Genomic DNA, 16,427 nt, shown 5'->3' on the forward strand with positions numbered 1-16,427 from the left:
TAACCACACCACATCGGGTCGCACCCGAGACCGTTCCGCCCTCGTTCCACGCCACACGTACCGTTTCCTGGAGTGCCGTTTCCGATGAAGTTCCTCGGTGTTTCCCTCGCCCTGCTGTTCGCGGGCGCCGCGACTGCGCAAGTTCCCACGCCCCAGCCCGTACCGAAGCCGGCCGCGCCGGTGCCGCAGGCCGCGCCCACCCCGCCGCCGCCGGCCATCACCGGCACCGCATGGCTGCTGATGGACGACGCCACCGGCCAGGTGCTCGCCGGGTCCAACGAGGAACAGCGCGTGGAGCCCGCCAGCATCACCAAGGTAATGACGTCGTACGTGGTGTCGGCGGAACTGAAGAACGGCAAGATCAAGCTCGACGACGAGGTGCTGATCTCCGAAAACGCCTGGCGCGGCGGCGGTGGCGGCACCGACGGCTCGACCAGCTTCCTGCCGGTGAATTCGAAGGTGAAGCTCGAAGACCTGCTGCACGGCATGATCGTGCAGTCGGGCAACGATGCGTCGATCGCGCTTGCCGAACACGTGGCCGGCAGCGAGGACGCGTTCGCGAGCCTGATGAACGCCTACGCCGAGCGCATCGGCATGCGCGACACCCACTTCGTCAACTCGCACGGCCTGAGCGCGCCGGACCACTACACCACCGCGCACGACATCGCCCGCATGTCGCAGGCGCTGATCCGCGACTTCCCCGAGGAGTACGCCCAGTATGCGCTGAAGGAATTCACCTTCAACGGCATCCGCCAGTACAACCGCAATTCGCTGCTGTGGAAGGACGCCTCGGTGGACGGCATCAAGACCGGGCATCACTCGGGCGCGGGCTTCTGTCTTGCCGCGTCGGCCAAGCGCGGCGACCAGCGCCTGATCAGCGTGGTGATGGGTTCGACCGGCGAAAAGCAGCGCGCCGACGACAGCCTCGCGTTGCTCAACTGGGGCTTCCGCTTTTTCGAATCGCACAAGCTCTACGATGCCGGCGCGGAAGTGACCGCGCCCGTGCTGTGGAAAGGCGAGACGGACACCGTGCCGCTCGGTCTTGCCGCGCCGCTGCTGGTGACGGTGGAGCGCGGCAAGTACGAGCAGGTGAAGGCCACGATGGATCTGCCTCGCCAGCTCGTGGCGCCGATCGCGCGCGGGCAGGAAGTGGGCACGCTGCGCCTCACGCTGGGCGACAGGACGCTCGTCGAACGCCCGCTGGTGGCGTTGGCCGATGCACCGGAGGGCGGCTTCTTCACGCGTGTGAGCGACGGATTCTGGATGTGGTGGGAGTCCGAGTAGGTTCCCGAGTCTGAACGAACGCCGCGCCGCCGGATCGCGGCGCGACGGATTCGGCAGGTCGCGCCGTTGAACCCTGTGAAGCACCCCAGCTTCGACCATTCACAGGAGTTCCATCATGTCCCTTCGTCACCGCATCCTTCCCGCCCTCATTGCGTCGGGTCTGGCGTTCGCCGTGGTCGGCACGGCGGTTGCCGGGCCGCATCGCGACCACGACCGCGCCGGCATGGCCGCCAAGCTCGACACCGACGGCGACGGCAAGATCGAAGTCGCCGACGTCGAGGCCAATGCCGCCAAGCGCGCGGCCGATATCGACACCGACCGCAACGGCACTATCACGGCCACCGAAGTGCTCGCCCACCAGGACAGGCAGCGCCTGGCCATGGCCGAGCGGCGTCTGGCCAAGCTCGACAGCAACGGCGACGGCGTTGTCAGCACCGACGAGTTCGCCGGCGGCCAGAGCGACCGCGTCGCCAAGCTCGATGCCGACAGCGACGGCGTGATTTCGCGCGACGAGTTCCGTGCCGGTCGCCACGACCGCCGCGGTCGCGGCCCGGGCGCGCCGACGCCGGTCGAGTAAGCGTCTGGTAACGTCGGTGCATGCGACGGCACTGCAGGCAGTCGGGGAGCGGGCGTCGATGACGTCCGCATCCCCGCAGCACGCGCCGGTCCGGGTGGATCCGGACCGGCACGACATCGCACGCGCCGCGGGCGGCGACAACGCGGCGTTTGCGCGCATCGTCGACCGGCATCTCGCCCGCGTGCACGCGCTCGCCTACCGCGCGCTGGGCTCGGTCGCGGAGGCCGAAGAGGTTGTGCAGGACGCGTTCCTGCGCACCTGGAAGCAGCTGCCCGCATGGCGCGAAGGGGAAGCGCTGCTGTCCACGTGGCTGCACCGCGTGACGCTCAATCTTGCCAACGACCGCCTGCGCCGCCGCCGCGAACAGGTGCCCATCGACGATGTCGATCTGCACAGCCACGATCCGCAGCCCGAGCACGCGCTCCTCGCCGAACAGCGCGAGCACCGGCTGCAGGCTGCATTGCAGGCGCTGCCAGAACGCCAGCGCGACGCGCTGCTGTTGTGCCACTACGAAGGCGTGAGCAACGCGCAGGCGGCGCTCACGCTGGAGGTGTCGGTCGACGCACTCGAATCCCTGCTCGCGCGCGCACGCCGCCAACTGCGCGCCAGCCTTGCCGACGCCTGAGCCACACGATGTCCGCCACCCGCTGCCCGATTAACGTGTTCCGACCCGAGAGATCGCCGCGATGACCGCTTCCGACGCCCACGCCCGCCTCGCCGATTTGCTGGATCGCCATGGCGCCGATTCCGCGCGCTGGCCGCCGCCGGCGCGCGCGTTCGCCGACACGCTGCGCGACGATGCCGCGGCGCAGGCGATGCTGCGCGATGCCGCGGCACTCGATGCCTGGCTCGATGCGGTTCCGCCGCCAGCGCCGGCATTGCGCAACGCCATCCTCGTTGCGGCCGCGTCGCAGCCGCACGGCGCGTCTGCAGGCGGGCGGCCGGGCTTCGTCGCCACGCTGCGGGCGCTGTGGTTCGACCTGGGCGGCGCACGCCTCGCCGCGCCCGCACTCGCGATGGCACTGGCCGCCGGCGTCGGGCTTGGACTCGCGCTCGAACCGAGCACGTTCGAGGTCGACGACGACGCCGACGACTTGCTGGCGCTCGCGCAGATCGACGACCGCTACACGGAGTTCGCGCCGTGAGCGGCCTGTCGCGCACGGCGCGGATCGTGGTGCTGGCGTCGCTCGCGTTGAACGTGCTGCTGGCGGTGGCACTGGTGCTCGCGGTGCGCGACGGCGAACGCGACCCGCCGCGCCGGCACGCGCCGGCACTGCCCGGCATGTTCGACCCGCGCGCACTGCGCGATGCACTCCCGCCCGAGCGCCGCGCCGTCGTCGATGGCGCGCTCGAGGTGCATCGTGGCGCGATCCGCGCGCGCCTGGGTGACCTGTTCGACGCGCGCCGCGGCGTGCGCGAGGCGATGCTTGCGCCGACGTTCGATCGCGCCGCGCTCGACGCCGCGTTCGAGCGCCTGCGCACGGCCGAAACCGCCACCGCGACGCAGGCACAGGCCATGCTCGGCGACGTGCTGGCGCAGACCACGCTCCAGGAGCGTCGCGTGCTCGCCGAACGGCTGGAGCGGCGGCCCGGCCGGGCGCGTGACGGCGGGCGCGAGCGCGACCGCGGCCGTGACCGCGCGCCGCGCACGCAAGACTGAAGCGTGGCCGAACGTCCGCGCCGACGCCGCAACGGATCGCCGCCGCCGCGCCGTTCGATTCCCATGAACCGATCGCCAAGGACCGCCGCATGCCCACCACGTCCCGCCGCCGCTTTCCCGTCTGGCTTGCCTGGGCGTCCGCCCTCGTCATCGGTGGCCTCGCCGTCGGCGCCGTCGTCATGCTCGGTGGCGGCGGCGGCAAGGCGCGTCCGCCGAGCACCGCCACCGCGCAGATCGGCGATATCGCCATCACCGTGTCGGCGCTCGGCAAGATCGGCCCGAAGACCTACGTGGATGTCGGCGCGCAGGTGTCCGGCCAGCTCGACGTGGTGCACGTGCAGATCGGCGAACGCGTCGAGCAGGGCCAGCTGCTGGCCGAGATCGATCCGCGCGTGTACGAAAGTCGCGTCGAGGCTGACCGCGCGCGCGTCGACAGCCTGCAGGCGCAGCTCGCCGAACGCGATGCCGCGCTCGCGCTCGCGCGCACCACGCACGAGCGCAACACGTCCATCGCCGCGCGCGGGCTCATCGCGAAGGATCTGGTCGACACCAGCGGCGCCACGCTCAAGCAGGCGCAGGCGCAGCTCGGATCGATCCGCGCCCAGCTGCGCGAGGCGCAGTCCACGCTCGACGGCGATGTCGCGAGCCTGAGTTATGCGAAGGTGTACGCACCCATCGCCGGCACCGTCGTGTCGCAGACCGTGCTCGAAGGCCAGACGCTCAACACCAACCAGACCGCGCCGACGCTGCTGCGCATCGCCGACCTGCAGACCATGACCGTCACCGCGCAGGTGGCCGAGGCCGACATCCCGCGCATCGTCGTCGGCACGCCGGCATATTTCAGCACGCTCGGTCAGCCCGACCGGCGCTGGCGCGGCACCGTGCGGCAATTGCTGCCAACGCCCGACATCGTCAACGAAGTGGTGCTCTACAAGGTGCTGATCGACGTCGGCAACGAAGACGGCGCACTGCTGCCCGACATGACGGCACAGGTGTTCTTCACCGTGGCCGAAGCCTCCGACGCCGTCACCGTGCCGGTGAATGCGATCGCCACGCAGGCCGGCGTTTCGCACGTGCAGGTGATCGGCGAGGACGGTGCGCCGCAGCGGCGCGAGGTGCAGGTGGGCCTGCGCGATCGCGATCGCGCGCAGATCCTGTCCGGGCTTGCGGCGGGCGAACGCGTGGTCGTGCCGGATGCGGCCGTGGCCGCCACGCAGCAGGGGACGCGCGGCGGCTTCGGCATGTTCGGGCCGCGTCGATGACGCCGTCCGCGGCACCGCTGCTGCGCCTGACCGACGTCGGCCGCCGCTACGCCAGCGGCGAGGCGCAGGTGATCGCGCTCGATGGCGTGACGCTCGACATCGCCAGCGGCGAGTTCGTCGCCATCATGGGCCAGTCCGGCTCGGGCAAGAGCACGCTGATGAACATCCTCGGCTGCCTCGACCGGCCCACGTCCGGCGCGTACGAGGTGCTCGGACGCAACGTCGCCACGCTCGACAAGGACGAACTGGCCGCGCTGCGCCGCGACGCGTTCGGCTTCGTGTTCCAGCGCTACAACCTGCTGTCGGACGCGAGCGCGGCGGAGAACGTCGAAATCCCCGCCGCCTACGCCGGCAGCAGCAAGCGCGTGCGGTACGAACGCGCGCTCGATCTGCTCGGCAGGCTCGGTCTGCGCGATCGTGCCGGGCACCGCCCGACGCAACTCTCCGGCGGTCAGCAGCAGCGCGTCGCGATCGCACGCGCACTGATGAACGACGCGCCGGTGATCCTCGCCGACGAGCCCACCGGCGCACTCGACAGCCAGAGCGGCGCCGACGTGCTTGCGCTACTCGGCGACCTGCACCGCGAAGGCCGCACCGTGATCCTCATCACCCACGATGCAAACGTCGCCGCACACGCCGAGCGCCTCGTGGAGCTGCGCGACGGCAGGGTGGTGCGCGACGAACGCAAACCCGCCAGCGGCACCGTCGCCGCCGTGCCGCGTGCACTGGGCGACGCGCGCCGCGGCGTGTGGCTCGCGGAAGTGGCCGAGGCGATCAAGATGGCCGGCCGCTCGATGCGCAGCAACCTGTTCCGCACCGCGCTCACGCTGCTGGGCGTGGTGATCGGCGTCGCCGCCGTGGTGGCGATGCTCGCCATCGGCGACGGCAGCAAGCAGGACGTGCTCGACCGCATCGCCGCGATGGGCAGCAACCAGCTCAGCATCCGCCCGGGCGCGCCCGGCGTGCGCGGCGCCGGCGACGTCGCCACGCTCACCGTGGCCGATGCCGAGGCCATCAAGGCCATCGACAACGTCACCATCGTCTCGCCCGAACGCAGCATGGGCATGATCCTGCGTGCCGGCAGCCAGGACTACCGCACCACGGTGTCCGGCGTGTGGCCGCAGTACGCCACGCTGCGCGAATGGAACACCACCGCCGGCAGCTTCCTCACCGACGCGGACGTCGCCGGTTACGCCCCTGTCGTGGTGCTCGGCGCCACGGTGGCGACCAACCTGTTCGGTGCCGGCAGCGATCCGGTGGGCCAATTCGTGCTGGTGCGCAACGTGCCGTTCGAGGTCATCGGCGTGCTCGAACCCAAGGGCGCGTCGGGCTGGGGCGGCGACCAGGACGACATCGCCTTCGTGCCGCTGTCGACAGGCTTCATGCGTCTCTTCGGCCAGCAGTTCCTCGGCTCGATCACGGTGAAGGTGGCCGACGGCGAGCGCATCGGCAAAACCGAATCCGAGCTCAACGCCTTGCTCACCGAGCGGCACCGCACGGTGGATTTCCAGGTGCGCAACACCGCGTCGCTGCAGGAGGCGGTGTCGGCCACGGCCGACACGATGACTGCGCTATTGGGCTCGGTGGCCGCGATTTCGCTGATCGTCGGCGGCATCGGCGTGATGAACATCATGCTGGTCAGCGTGACCGAACGCACCCGCGAGATCGGCATCCGCATGGCCACCGGCGCACGCATGCGCGACATCCTGCTGCAGTTCAACATCGAGGCGCTGGTGGTGTGCGGCATCGGCGGTCTGATCGGCGTGGCGCTGGGCCTGGGCATCGGCCTTGCAGCGCGGAGCTTCGGCCTGCCGGTGGCGTTTTCGCCCGGCCCGGCGCTGATGGCGTTCAGCTGCGCGTTCCTGACCGGCGTGGTGTTCGGCTACCTGCCGGCGCGCAAGGCCGCGCGGATGGATCCGGTGGCGGCGCTGGCGTACGAGTGATTGATGGGCGCGGGACGGGCTGCAGCTTGCACCTCACAGGGGAAAAGTATAATATAAATTATAATTCCGGAGGTGCCATGTCCCAGCTGACGCTTTATCTCGACGAGGAAACCGAGGCAATCGTCCGTGATCGGGCGAAGGCCGCCGGTCTGTCCAACAGCCGTTGGGTTGCGCAACTGATCCGTCGCAACGCGCTTGCCGCGTGGCCGGTGGAACTCAGTCTGCTGGCCGGCAGGTTTCCGGATTTTCCGCTGCGCGAGGACGCGCTCGCGTTGCCGGACGATGTGCCGCGCGTCGGTTTCTGATGCTTGCCCTCGACACCAACACGGTCAGCTATTTCTTTCGCGACGATCCACACGTCGTGCCGCGCATGCTGGCGCTCTCGCCGTCCGACATCGTCATCCCGACCGTCGTGGCTTACGAGCTGCGGTATGGACTCCGGCGATTGCCGCCCGAGGCATCCGCCCCGCGTCTGGAGGCACTCGAGGCGTTCCTGATGCCGCTGCGCATCGTGCCGTTCGATGCGGGGTGCGCTGCAAACGCCGCCGCGATCCGTGCCGATCTCGAGGTGCTCGGCACGCCTATCGGCGCGCACGATGTGATGATCGCAGCGACGGTGCGTGCGTCCGGCGCCACGCTCGTCACACGCAACGTTCGGGAGTTTTCCCGCGTGTCCGGATTGTCCGTGGTGAGCTGGCATCCGCACTAGCGTCCACCGGGTCGACGCCTTGTCGGGTTGGGATTCACGCCCACTGCCCCGATAATCGCCCGATGACCGCCCCTACCGATCCCATCAGCGACAACCCCGACCACGGCTTCCAGTTCCCCGGAACCTTCGAGCTCAGCGCCATGGGCACGGCCGAGTCCGCGCTCGAAACCGAGCTGCCGCGGCTGCTCGAAGCGGCCGGTGTCAAGGTGCGGCCCGAGGACGTGAGCGTGCGCAAATCCCGCGCCGGCAACTACGTCTCGGTCCGCATCGCCTTCGACGCCGCCGACCGCGCCCAGTACGACGCCGCCCACGAGGCTCTGCGCTCGCACCCCGAAGTGAAATGGACGATCTGACGGCCGTCGCGGAGCCCGCCCCGGTCGACGCCGCCCCGCCTTGGCAGATCCGAGATCTCGGCCGCCGTGGCTACGAGCCGGTGTGGCATGCGATGCAGCAGTTCACCGACGGCCGCGGCCCGGACACCGTCGACGAGCTGTGGCTCGTCGAGCACGAGCCGGTCTTCACCCTTGGCCAGGCCGGCAAGTCCGAACACGTGCTCGCGGCAGGCGACATTCCGGTGCTGCGCGTGGAGCGCGGCGGGCAGGTGACCTACCACGGCCCGGGGCAGCTGGTCGCGTACCCGCTGGTCGACCTGCGGCGCCTGAGCCTTAGCGTGCGCGAGCTCGTGTGCCGCATCGAGCAGGCCACCATCGACACGCTCGCGCACTGGCATATCGACGGCAAACGCAAGGCCGGCGCCCCCGGCATCTACGTGGACGGCGCCAAGGTGATGGCGCTGGGCCTGCGCGTGCGCCGCGGCTGCACCTTCCACGGCCTGGCCTTCAACGTGGCGATGGACCTGGCGCCGTGGCACCGCATCAACCCCTGCGGCTTCGCGGGGCTGCACGTCACCCAGCTCGCGGATCTGCTGGCGCGGGTGCCTGCGCATTCCGCGCTAGAATCGACGCTGCATTCGGTCGATTCCGCGCCTTCGTCCGCAGCCGCCGTCGATACCGGTGCGCTGATGGCGGAGCTCAAGACCGTCCTCGTGGCGAACCTCGCGGCGCAGCTCGGGCTCGATCCGATCGCCGCTGCGGGCGACCTGCCCGCACCCGTCTCCGTGTGAGCCCCATGTCCCCGACCGACGCCAAATCCATCCCGCTCACCGTGCTGGCCGACGCCGCCCCGCCGGCGCTCGTGGCGGGCGAAAAACAACTGGGCGAGAACAAGATCGGGCGCAGCCCGGTGAAATTCGATGCGGCGCCGGTGCTGCGGAAACCCTCGTGGATCCGCGTGCGGATTCCGAGCGGCAACGCGGTGGCGCAGCTCAAGTCGAAACTGCGCGAAAACGCGCTGGTCACCGTGTGCGAGGAAGCCTCGTGCCCGAACATCCACGAGTGCTTCAGCCACGGCACCGCCACCTTCATGATCCTGGGCGAGGTCTGCACGCGGCGCTGTTCGTTCTGCGACGTGGCGCACGGCCGGCCGAAACCGCCGGATGCCGCCGAACCGCTCAAGCTCGCGCACACGATCCGCGACATGAAACTGCGCTACGTGGTCATCACCTCGGTCGACCGCGACGACCTGCGCGACGGCGGTGCCGCGCATTTCGTCGAATGCATCCGTCGGGCGCGCGAGTTCAGCCCGGCGCTGAAGATCGAGATCCTCACACCCGACTTCCGCGGCAAGGGCCGCATGGAGCGCGCACTGGAGGTGCTGGCGCAGGCGCCGCCGGATGTCTTCAACCACAACCTCGAAACCGTGCGCGGCCGCTACCGCGACGTGCGCCCCGGCGCCGACTACGACTGGTCGCTGACCCTGCTCAAGCGCTTCAAGGCGCAGCACCCGGACGTTGCAACCAAGTCCGGCATCATGCTTGGCCTGGGCGAAACCGAGGACGAGGTGATCGGCGCATTGAACGATCTGCGTGCCCACGCTGTCGACATGGTGACCATTGGCCAATACCTGCAGCCGACGCCACACCATCATCCCGTTCTGCGTTACTGGACTCCGGACGAGTTCAAGCGCTTCGAGACGCTCGGCATGGCGATGGGTTTCACCCACGTCGCATCCGGGCCGATGGTGCGCTCGTCCTACCATGCCGATCGCATGGCGGCGGACGCGGGTTTCGTGGAGGTCGCCTGAACGCGTCGGCACGGCGCGCCAAAGCGGCGATGAACGGTTCCACCGCGGGACCTGTGGCACGGGTGAACGCGGGTAGCATGGCGACAAGATGATTCCGGCAGCGACAGTCCGTCCGGGCGTTCCGGACACAGGGAAACCCCCACTTCCCGCGAGGTGAACATGTTTGCAAAGCGCGCGCTCCTCTCCCTCCTGCTGGTCGGCGGCGTCGCCCTTGCGCGCACCGCGCCGGAGCCGGCGGTCACGCCGGCGCCGACCGAGAAACAGGCCGAGACCGCAGCCTGGGTCGCGCAGTTGCTCAGCAACAGCCGCTTCCACTACCAGCCGCTGCCGCTCGACGATGCGCTGTCGGAGAAGATCTACGACCGCTACCTGAAATCGCTCGACGGCGACAAGGCCTTCCTGCTCGCATCCGACGTCGAGGCCTTCTCGAAATACCGCGAGAGCTTCGACGACGCACTGCGCGACCGCCAGCTGCAGCCGGCGTTCGACATGTTCAACACCTACGTGCAGCGCGTCGGTGAGCGCACCGCGTTCGCACGCGAGTACCTCAAGGGCGACAACTTCGATTTCACCGCGGACGAGTCGTACGACTACGACCGCGAGGACGCCACCTACGCGATGAACAGCGACGAGCTCGACGCGCTGTGGAAGAAGCGCATCAAGAACGACGTGCTGCGCCTGAAGCTCGCCGGCAAGGACCTGCCCGCCATCCGCGACACGCTCGACAAGCGTTACGTCAACTACGACGCCCGCGTGCGCGAGATCAACTCCGAGGATGTGTTCCAGACCTTCATGAACGCGTACGCGAACGCGATCGAACCGCACACCGCGTACATGAATCCGCGCACCACCGAGAACTTCAACATCTCGATGCGACTGTCGCTCGAAGGCATCGGCGCCGTGCTCCAGCGCAACGACGAGGAAATGACCGTGGTGCGCCAGGTGGTGCCCGGCGGCCCGGCGGGATTGTCCGGCAAGCTCAAGGTCGGCGACCGCATCGTCGGCGTGGGGCAGGGCAAGCAGGGTCCGATGACCGACGTCATCGGCTGGCGCATCGACGATGTCGTCGATCTCATCCGCGGCGCCAAGGACACCTACGTGCGCCTGGACGTGTTGCCGGCCGAAGCCGGCAGCGATGGTCCGCACGAGATCGTCACGCTGATCCGGCAGAAGGTGAAGCTGGAGGAGCAGGCCGCGAAGAAGTCCATCGTCGAGGTGAAGGACGGCGACGGCATGCGTCGCATCGGCATCATCGAACTGCCGACGTTCTACCAGGATTTCGAAGGCCGTCGCCGCGACGAGGCCGACTACCGCTCGGCCACGCGCGATGTGGCCAAGCTGATCGAGGAGCTGAAGGCCGACAGGGTCGACGGTCTCGTCGTCGACCTGCGCGACAACGGCGGCGGCTCGCTGACCGAAGCCATCGAGCTGACCGGCCTGTTCATCGACCAGGGCCCGGTGGTGCAGGTGCGCGACTCGGCCGCGCGCGTGCAGGTGGAGAGCGACGGGAAGTCCGGCACGCTGTGGGACGGTCCGCTCGCCGTGCTGACCAACCGCGCGTCGGCGTCGGCCTCGGAGATCTTCGCCGCCGCGATCCAGGACTACGGCCGCGGCCTCATCATCGGCGAACCCACGTTCGGCAAGGGCACGGTGCAGAATCTCGTCGATCTGGACATGTTTGCGCGCGGCGAGAAGCCGGGCCTGGGCCAGCTGAAACTCACCGTGGCGCAGTTCTTCCGCATCGACGGCGGCAGCACCCAGCACAAGGGCGTGTCGCCGGACATCGGCTTCCCCGTGACGCTCGACGCCGAGGACTACGGCGAATCGAGCTTCGACAACGCGCTGCCGTGGACCCAGATCAAGCCGGCCACGTTCGAGACGCAGGCCGACTTCAAGCCGCTGCTGCCGCTGTTGCAGGCCAAGCACGACACCCGCGCCAAGGCCGATCCGGAATTCCGCTGGTGGAGCGAGGACGTGGCCGAGTACCGCAAGCAGCGCGCGCAGACGTCGATCTCGCTCAACGAGGCGACGCGTCGCGCCGAGCGCACCGCGCAGGAAACGCGCCGCAAGGAGCGCGAGGCGCAGCGCAAGGCGGCGGGTCTGGTCGACGACGATACCGTGGCCGACGACGTGCGCGACGACGGCCTGCAGGCCGACGAGCGCGACATCGTGGCCGAGGCCGAACGCGAGCAGAAGGCGCGCGAGGACGACAAGCCTGACGCGCTCCTGCGCGAGGCCGCGCATGTGCTGGCCGACGCCATCGATCTGCTCAGCACGGACCGCAGCCTCGCGGCGCGCGTGCACCCGATGGGATCGGACGACGCGCGCACGGACTGAGCGTCGCTGTCGCATCAGGTGGACACGAACGGGCGCCGCATGGCGCCCGTTTTCGTAGCGCGCGCGGGCGTGGAGCCTCCCGAGCGTCGAGCGGAGCTTTCCTTCTCCCGTCGGGAGAAGGTGCCCGGCAGGGCGGATGAGGGACCCGCCGCACAGGCAAGCTCGACACGCCTGCTTCGCGCTTCGAACTCAGGCCAGGGAGGCCGCAGCGTCCGTCCCTCATCCGCCTTCGGCACCTTCTCCCGCAGGGAGAAGGAAAATGCGCGAGTTGCGAGAAAAACACCTGTCGGCGCCGCAGCGGAACACGCGACAATCACGTCCCCGCCCACCCCGCGCGGCGTCCAGTGCGCCGCGCTTGTCCGGATCGTCCATGTCCAACCCCACCGTCGCACGCAATCTCTGGGCCGTCGCGGCCGCGCTCGCCGCCGTGTACGTGCTCTGGGGGTCGACCTATCTCGGCATCAAGATCGCATTGGAGAGCTACCCGCCGTTGCTGCTCGGCGCCATTCGCATGTCGATCGCGGGGCTGCTCATGTACGTCGTGCTGCGCCTGCGTGGCGTGCCGGCGCCGACGCCGAGACAGTGGCGCATCCTGTGGGTGTTGAGCATCTGGATGGTGCTGCTGAGCAATGGCCTGGTGAACGTCGCGGAGCAAGAGGTGTCGTCCGGGCTGGCGGCCATCGCGGTGGCCTCGATGCCGCTGTTCGCGGCCGCGTTTTCGCTGCTGCGGCGCGAGTATCCGAGCCGCGGCGAGTGGATCGGGCTGGTCGTGGGGTTTGCCGGGGTGTTGTGGCTCAACGCGGAAAGCTCGCTGACCGGATCGCCCAAGGGCATGATCGCGTTGCTGATCGCGCCGATCGCCTGGGCGTGGGGCTCGATCTGGAGCCGCGGCCAGCCGCTGCCGGCGCCGTTCATGTCGGCCGCCGGACAGATGCTGTGCGGCAGCGTCTGGATGGCACTCGCTGCCCTGGTGTTCGGCGAACGCATGCACGCCCTGCCGGCGGTCGAAGCGACGCTCGCGCTGGCCCATCTCATCGTGTTCGGATCGATCGTCGCGTTCACGGCCTACATCTGGCTGCTGCACAACGTGCGCCCGGCGCTGGCGACGAGTTATGCCTACGTCAACCCGCCGATCGCGGTGCTGTTCGGCGTCCTGCTGATCGGCGAACGCTTCACCGCGCACGATCTGGGCGCGATGGCCGTGATCCTGCTCGGCGTGGTGATCATCACGCTGTCGAAGGCGCGCAGGCGCTAGCGCCCGCGCGCACGGCACACGGCCTACTGCTCGCGCAGCGCCGTCGTCACCTTCATCCGTGCCGCGCGGATCGCCGGCAGCAGCCCGCCGATCGAACCGATCAGTACTGCGATGACGAAGCCCGCCAGCACCAGCGCGCCCGACACCTGGAACGCGAACACCACCTGGGTGAAGTTCTGACCGAGCGTGGACACCGACAGGTTGTCGAACAGCAGCCACGCCAGCCCCGCGCCGACAAGCCCGCCGATCGCGGCCAGCACGATCGCCTCGATCATCACCGACACCAGCACCGGCAACGCGCCGAAGCCGATGGCGCGCAGCGTCGCGATCTCGCGCGTGCGCGTGGCGACCGCGGCGTACATCGTGTTGAGCGCGGCAAAGATCGCGCCGAGCGCCATGATGAAGGTGACCACGCCGGCCAGCACCGAGATCGTCTGGCGGAACTGCTTGGTCTGCGCGCTGTAGTACTCGCGCTCGTCCAGCACTTCCACGGTCAGGCGCGGGTCGGAGGTGAGCGCGGCCTTCAGCGTGTCGAGCGCGGCCGGCGATTCCAGGCCGACGCGCACCGCGCTGAAGCCGTTGCCGCGGTTGAACGCGGACTGCGCGGTGCCGGCATCGGTCCACATCTCGCTGTCGTTGGCGTCGCCCGATTCGAAATGCCCGACGACGGTCCAGTCCGACCCGCGCATGCGGATCGTCTCCCCGACGCCGGCGCCGGCGAACTGCCGCGCGATGCCGGTGCCGACGATGATCTCGCGCAGGCCCGGCTCGAACTTCCGCCCCTCGACAATGCGCAGCTGCGGGCGCAGTTCGAACGCCGCCGGTTCCACGCCGCGCAGCGTGACGTTGGCACCGTTGCGCGTCTCGCCCTTTTTCAGCAGCTCGCTGATGACGATGAGTTCGCCCGAGGCAAGCGGGCGCCCGTCCGCGCCCTTGCGGATGCCGGGGCCAAGCCGGATGAGGTCTGCGGTGTCGCCGCCGAAACCGGAATTGAGTTCGGCGCCCGACCCGCCGCGCAGGATGATCGCGTTGTCGGCGCGGCCGGCGTCCTGCAGCGTGGTCTGGAATCCCTGCGCCATCGCGAGCAGCGCGGTGAACACCGCCACCACGCCGGCGAGGCCGATGACGATGACGAGCGACGGACCCCAGCGCTGCGGCACGCTGCGCAGGTTGAGGCCGGTGATGGCAACGATCTGGCTGAGCATGTGCGTGATCTCCCGAGTGTCAGCGGCCGGCCAGTGCGTCGACGATGCGCAGCCTGCGCGCCCGCAGCGCCGGCAACAGGCCGACCACGAGGCTCAGCACCACGATCGCGATCAGGCCCGCGGTCCAGACCTGCGCATCGACCGCGATCGGCGGCAGGAAGCCGCCGGCGGCGGCGCTGAGGCCCGCGCCGGCGAGCGTCGCGAGGCCCAGCCCGATCAGGCCGCCGATCGCGCACAGCGCCACCGTCTCGGCCATGACGAAGCCGAGCACGGCATTGTCGGAAAAGCCCAGCGTCTTGAGCACCGCCAACTGCGGCACGCGTTCGCGCACGCTCTGCGCCATCGTGTTGCCCACCACCAGCAGCAGGGTGAAGAACACCGCGAACAGGATCCAGCGCACCATCAGGCCGATGTCGCCGATCTGCTTGACGAAGCCGATCTGGAAATCCTTTTCGGTCTGGGTCTTGGTTTCGTCGGACGAATTCTCGTAGCGGGTGTCGACCGTGGTGGCGATGGATTCTGCGAGGTCCGGATCGTCGAGCCGGAGCACGAAGATGCCGGCCATGCCGCCGCCGAACAGCGCGGCTTCGGCGAAGTACGCGTGGTTGATGTACATGCCGCCGGCGGTCTGGCGCTGCCACTGTTCGTCCTTGCCGTCGTAGATGCCGACAAGATCGAAGGTCCAGTCCTTGCTGTTGTTCTTCTGCGGGAAGATGTTGGACTGCAGCGGAATCTTGTCGCCCACCTTCCAGCCGTACTTGTCGGCCAGCATGCGGCCCGCGATCATGCCGGTGCGCGTCTGCGCGAAGGCCTGCCACTGCTCTTCGGGCATCACCCATTCGGGATACACCGCGTGCAGGCGCATCGGATCGACCGCAAACGCGAAGATCTGCGGATCGTCGCGGAACACCGCGCCGAACCATTGCTGGTACATCACATGCTGCACGCCCGGAATCGCGTCCATCTCCGGCACCATGCGCATCGGCAGCGAACTGGTGAACGACACGCGCGATTGCGTGACGAGGCGCGTCGCGCCGACGAAATCCGCGCCCGCGCTGAACACCACGTTCACTGCCTGCAACAGGCCGAACAGCAGGAACGCCATCACCACCGACAGCAGCGTCAGCCAGGTGCGCGTCTTCTTGTGGAACAGGTTGGCAACGACGAATCCGGTTCTGGTCATGGCGTCTGTCTCCCGTGTCCGGCGCGCATCAGTGCGCCGCCTCGGTGACGAGCTGGCCCTTGTCCAGGTGCACGGTGCGGTTGGCGAATTCGGCCGCCTTCGGATCGTGCGTGACCATGATGATGGTCTTGCCGTGCTCGCGGTTGAGGGTCTGCAGCAGGGTGAGGATCTCGTCGGCGGTCTTGCGGTCCAGGTCGCCCGTGGGTTCGTCGCAGACCAGCAGCGTCGGGTCGGTGACGATGGCGCGCGCGATCGCCACGCGCTGTTCCTGGCCGCCGGACAGTTCGCGCGGCTTGTGATGCGCGCGGTCGCCCAGGCCCACCAGCTGCAGGGCGATCTGCGCGCGCCGCGCGCGTTCGGCCTTGCCCATCTTCGTCAGCAGCAGCGGCAGCTCGACGTTGCCCTGCGCACTGAGCACCGGCAGCAGGTTGTAGAACTGGAACACGAAGCCGACGTGGTCGGCACGCCATTTCGAGAGTTGGGCCGTGGCGAACTGGTCGATACGCTGGCCCGCGATCGCGACGCTGCCCGTGCTCGGCGTGTCGAGCCCGCCGATGAGGTTCAGCAGCGTGGTCTTGCCCGAGCCGGACGGTCCCATCAGCGCGACGAAATCGCCCTTCGGGATGTCGATGTCGATGCCGTGCAGCACTTCGACGGTCTGCTTGCCGCGCGTGTAGTTCTTGGTCAGGTCGCGGATCTGCACCAGGGACTCGGACATGTGGTTGGCCTTCTGCGTGTGTGTGATGTTGCCGGCGGGTTGCCCCCTTCCGGCTGCCGCCACCTTCCCCCGCGGTGCGGGAGAAGGGTTCCACCAGCTTGCGTCGCTTGGTATTGCAGTGGCGCCGGCTTCGAAGTGCGTCAGTCCTTCCG

The 16,427-nt window shown here is 68.9% G+C and carries 17 protein-coding genes; 14 read left to right on the top strand and 3 right to left on the bottom strand.

The genetic code is table 11. From position 1 onward, the window contains the following. Positions 1-84 precede the first annotated feature (84 nt). The 14 genes from HNQ52_RS15775 to yedA all read left to right on the top strand — a co-directional run bounded on the left by HNQ52_RS15775 (position 85) and on the right by yedA (position 13,169). Positions 85-1,284, top strand: coding sequence for a D-alanyl-D-alanine carboxypeptidase family protein (locus HNQ52_RS15775; RefSeq protein WP_183962151.1), 1,200 nt, complete (start codon positions 85-87; stop codon positions 1,282-1,284). 115 nt (positions 1,285-1,399) lie between these two features. Beyond that, positions 1,400-1,861, top strand: a complete 462-nt coding sequence (locus HNQ52_RS15780) for an EF-hand domain-containing protein (RefSeq protein ID WP_183962285.1) — start codon at positions 1,400-1,402, stop codon at positions 1,859-1,861. A 58-nt stretch (positions 1,862-1,919) separates the two neighbouring features. Next, a complete protein-coding gene (locus tag HNQ52_RS15785; RefSeq protein WP_183962152.1) occupies positions 1,920-2,486 on the top strand; it encodes an RNA polymerase sigma factor in 567 nt (188 codons plus the stop codon). Positions 2,487-2,547: 61 nt separating this feature from the next. Beyond that, on the top strand, positions 2,548-3,006 hold the full coding sequence (locus tag HNQ52_RS15790) for a hypothetical protein (RefSeq protein ID WP_183962153.1): 459 nt from the start codon (positions 2,548-2,550) through the stop codon (positions 3,004-3,006). Next, positions 3,003-3,521, top strand: a complete 519-nt coding sequence (locus tag HNQ52_RS15795; RefSeq protein ID WP_183962154.1) for a periplasmic heavy metal sensor — start codon at positions 3,003-3,005, stop codon at positions 3,519-3,521. Before HNQ52_RS15790 ends, HNQ52_RS15795 begins: the two co-directional genes overlap by 4 nt. A gap of 89 nt (positions 3,522-3,610) precedes the next feature. Then, positions 3,611-4,783 carry an efflux RND transporter periplasmic adaptor subunit gene (locus HNQ52_RS15800; RefSeq protein WP_183962155.1) on the top strand — a complete coding sequence of 391 codons (1,173 nt, stop codon included), beginning with the start codon at positions 3,611-3,613 and terminating at the stop codon, positions 4,781-4,783. Next, the gene (locus HNQ52_RS15805; RefSeq protein WP_183962156.1) at positions 4,780-6,726 is read left to right on the top strand and encodes a MacB family efflux pump subunit; all 1,947 of its coding nucleotides are present in this window, start codon (positions 4,780-4,782) and stop codon (positions 6,724-6,726) included. The genes HNQ52_RS15800 and HNQ52_RS15805 overlap by 4 nt, the downstream gene beginning before the upstream one ends. 77 nt (positions 6,727-6,803) lie before the next feature. Continuing rightward, on the top strand, positions 6,804-7,031 hold the full coding sequence (locus HNQ52_RS15810; RefSeq protein WP_183962157.1) for a CopG family transcriptional regulator: 228 nt from the start codon (positions 6,804-6,806) through the stop codon (positions 7,029-7,031). Continuing rightward, positions 7,031-7,435 carry a PIN domain-containing protein gene (locus tag HNQ52_RS15815; protein ID WP_183962158.1) on the top strand — a complete coding sequence of 135 codons (405 nt, stop codon included), beginning with the start codon at positions 7,031-7,033 and terminating at the stop codon, positions 7,433-7,435. The genes HNQ52_RS15810 and HNQ52_RS15815 overlap by 1 nt, the downstream gene beginning before the upstream one ends. Before the next feature lie 62 nt (positions 7,436-7,497). Next, complete coding sequence (locus HNQ52_RS15820) at positions 7,498-7,788, top strand: DUF493 family protein (RefSeq protein WP_183962159.1); 291 nt, start codon at positions 7,498-7,500, stop codon at positions 7,786-7,788. Beyond that, positions 7,776-8,558 (top strand): lipoyl(octanoyl) transferase LipB, encoded by a 783-nt coding sequence (gene lipB / locus HNQ52_RS15825; RefSeq protein ID WP_183962160.1) that lies wholly within the window; start codon positions 7,776-7,778, stop codon positions 8,556-8,558. The genes HNQ52_RS15820 and lipB overlap by 13 nt, the downstream gene beginning before the upstream one ends. Before the next feature lie 5 nt (positions 8,559-8,563). After that, a complete protein-coding gene (lipA, locus tag HNQ52_RS15830) occupies positions 8,564-9,577 on the top strand; it encodes a lipoyl synthase (RefSeq protein WP_183962161.1) in 1,014 nt (337 codons plus the stop codon). A 159-nt stretch (positions 9,578-9,736) separates the two neighbouring features. Then, positions 9,737-11,914, top strand: coding sequence for a carboxy terminal-processing peptidase (locus tag HNQ52_RS15835; protein ID WP_183962162.1), 2,178 nt, complete (start codon positions 9,737-9,739; stop codon positions 11,912-11,914). 370 nt (positions 11,915-12,284) lie between these two features. Then, positions 12,285-13,169 carry a drug/metabolite exporter YedA gene (yedA, locus tag HNQ52_RS15840; protein WP_183962163.1) on the top strand — a complete coding sequence of 295 codons (885 nt, stop codon included), beginning with the start codon at positions 12,285-12,287 and terminating at the stop codon, positions 13,167-13,169. Between the two features lie 23 nt (positions 13,170-13,192). Here the strand turns inward: yedA and HNQ52_RS15845 are convergent, their stop codons facing one another. From HNQ52_RS15845 to HNQ52_RS15855, 3 genes are read right to left on the bottom strand one after another with little or no spacing between them, the layout of a single operon-like run. Continuing rightward, on the bottom strand, positions 13,193-14,374 hold the full coding sequence (locus HNQ52_RS15845) for an ABC transporter permease (protein ID WP_183962164.1): 1,182 nt from the start codon (positions 14,372-14,374) through the stop codon (positions 13,193-13,195). Between the two features lie 19 nt (positions 14,375-14,393). Next, positions 14,394-15,557, bottom strand: coding sequence for an ABC transporter permease (locus HNQ52_RS15850; protein ID WP_183962165.1), 1,164 nt, complete (start codon positions 15,555-15,557; stop codon positions 14,394-14,396). A 28-nt stretch (positions 15,558-15,585) separates the two neighbouring features. Then, complete coding sequence (locus tag HNQ52_RS15855; protein ID WP_221282121.1) at positions 15,586-16,275, bottom strand: ABC transporter ATP-binding protein; 690 nt, start codon at positions 16,273-16,275, stop codon at positions 15,586-15,588. Positions 16,276-16,427: the final 152 nt, after the last annotated feature.

The organism is Chiayiivirga flava (assembly GCF_014202825.1).
Classification (GTDB): Bacteria; Pseudomonadota; Gammaproteobacteria; order Xanthomonadales; family Xanthomonadaceae; genus Chiayiivirga; species Chiayiivirga flava.

Coding starts and splice junctions, on each gene's coding strand:
- HNQ52_RS15775 (WP_183962151.1), top strand. CDS start 85: ATGAAGTTCCTCGGTGTTTCCCTCGCCCTGCTGTTCGCGGGCGCCGCG.
- HNQ52_RS15780 (WP_183962285.1), top strand. CDS start 1,400: ATGTCCCTTCGTCACCGCATCCTTCCCGCCCTCATTGCGTCGGGTCTG.
- HNQ52_RS15785 (WP_183962152.1), top strand. CDS start 1,920: ATGACGTCCGCATCCCCGCAGCACGCGCCGGTCCGGGTGGATCCGGAC.
- HNQ52_RS15790 (WP_183962153.1), top strand. CDS start 2,548: ATGACCGCTTCCGACGCCCACGCCCGCCTCGCCGATTTGCTGGATCGC.
- HNQ52_RS15800 (WP_183962155.1), top strand. CDS start 3,611: ATGCCCACCACGTCCCGCCGCCGCTTTCCCGTCTGGCTTGCCTGGGCG.
- HNQ52_RS15805 (WP_183962156.1), top strand. CDS start 4,780: ATGACGCCGTCCGCGGCACCGCTGCTGCGCCTGACCGACGTCGGCCGC.
- HNQ52_RS15810 (WP_183962157.1), top strand. CDS start 6,804: ATGTCCCAGCTGACGCTTTATCTCGACGAGGAAACCGAGGCAATCGTC.
- HNQ52_RS15815 (WP_183962158.1), top strand. CDS start 7,031: ATGCTTGCCCTCGACACCAACACGGTCAGCTATTTCTTTCGCGACGAT.
- HNQ52_RS15820 (WP_183962159.1), top strand. CDS start 7,498: ATGACCGCCCCTACCGATCCCATCAGCGACAACCCCGACCACGGCTTC.
- lipB (WP_183962160.1), top strand. CDS start 7,776: ATGGACGATCTGACGGCCGTCGCGGAGCCCGCCCCGGTCGACGCCGCC.
- lipA (WP_183962161.1), top strand. CDS start 8,564: ATGTCCCCGACCGACGCCAAATCCATCCCGCTCACCGTGCTGGCCGAC.
- HNQ52_RS15835 (WP_183962162.1), top strand. CDS start 9,737: ATGTTTGCAAAGCGCGCGCTCCTCTCCCTCCTGCTGGTCGGCGGCGTC.
- yedA (WP_183962163.1), top strand. CDS start 12,285: ATGTCCAACCCCACCGTCGCACGCAATCTCTGGGCCGTCGCGGCCGCG.
- HNQ52_RS15845 (WP_183962164.1), bottom strand. CDS start 14,374: ATGCTCAGCCAGATCGTTGCCATCACCGGCCTCAACCTGCGCAGCGTG.
- HNQ52_RS15850 (WP_183962165.1), bottom strand. CDS start 15,557: ATGACCAGAACCGGATTCGTCGTTGCCAACCTGTTCCACAAGAAGACG.
- HNQ52_RS15855 (WP_221282121.1), bottom strand. CDS start 16,275: ATGTCCGAGTCCCTGGTGCAGATCCGCGACCTGACCAAGAACTACACG.